General features: G+C 44.0%; 1 protein-coding gene. It reads right to left on the bottom strand.

Annotated elements, in window-relative coordinates; genetic code table 11:
• Positions 1-1,173, bottom strand: a 1,173-nt coding sequence (gene tuf / locus EXE30_RS15700) for an elongation factor Tu (RefSeq protein WP_213072750.1), incomplete at both ends; no start/stop codon positions are given.

Here is a 1,173-nt window from a genome sequence, read left to right as displayed (position 1 = left end):
AGTTACTTTCGCAACAACACCAGCACCTACAGTACGACCACCTTCACGGATCGCAAAACGTAGACCTGGGTCCATTGCGATTGGGTGAATTAATTCTACTGACATTTCAACGTTGTCACCTGGCATAACCATTTCAACGCCGTCTTGTAATTGGATTGCGCCAGTTACGTCAGTTGTACGGAAGTAGAACTGTGGACGGTAACCATTTAAGAATGGAGTATGACGACCACCTTCTTCTTTAGAAAGTACATATACTTCTGCGTCGAATTTAGTGTGCGGCTTGATTGTACCTGGCTTAGCAAGTACTTGACCACGTTGTACGTCTTCACGCTTAGTACCACGAAGAAGAACACCACAGTTCTCGCCAGCACGACCTTCGTCAAGCAATTTACGGAACATTTCAACGCCAGTTACAGTCGTTTTAACCGTATCTTTGATACCTACGATTTCAACTTCTTCACCAACTTTTACGATACCAGCTTCTACACGACCAGTTACAACTGTACCACGGCCTGAAATAGAGAATACATCTTCGATTGGCATTAAGAATGCTTTGTCGATTGCACGTTCTGGCTCTGGAATGTAAGAGTCAAGCGCAGCAACTAATTCGATTACAGCAGATTCGCCATAAGGACCATCGTTACCGTTTAATGCTTGAAGTGCTGAACCACGGATGATTGGAGTGTCATCACCTGGGAAGTCATAAGTAGAAAGAAGTTCACGAACTTCCATTTCTACTAATTCAAGTAATTCTTCATCATCAACAAGGTCACACTTGTTCAAGAATACGATGATGTACGGTACACCAACCTGACGTGAAAGTAGGATGTGTTCACGAGTTTGTGGCATAGGACCATCAGTCGCAGCACATACAAGGATCGCGCCGTCCATCTGAGCAGCACCAGTAATCATGTTTTTAACATAATCGGCGTGGCCCGGGCAGTCTACGTGAGCGTAGTGACGGATTGGAGAATCGTATTCTACGTGTGATGTATTAATGGTAATACCACGTGCTTTTTCTTCAGGTGCTGAGTCGATTTGTGAGTAATCTTTCGCTTCACCGCCGTAAGTTTTTGCACAAATAGTTGCAATCGCAGCAGTTAAAGTTGTTTTACCATGGTCAACGTGACCAATTGTACCCACGTTTACGTGTGGTTTATTACGTTCAAACTT

This window comes from Acinetobacter halotolerans, from assembly GCF_004208515.1.
GTDB lineage: Bacteria > Pseudomonadota > Gammaproteobacteria > Pseudomonadales > Moraxellaceae > Acinetobacter > Acinetobacter halotolerans.
The sequence above is the reverse complement of the archived record's forward strand: the minus strand, read 5'-3'. Positions and strand labels throughout refer to the sequence as shown.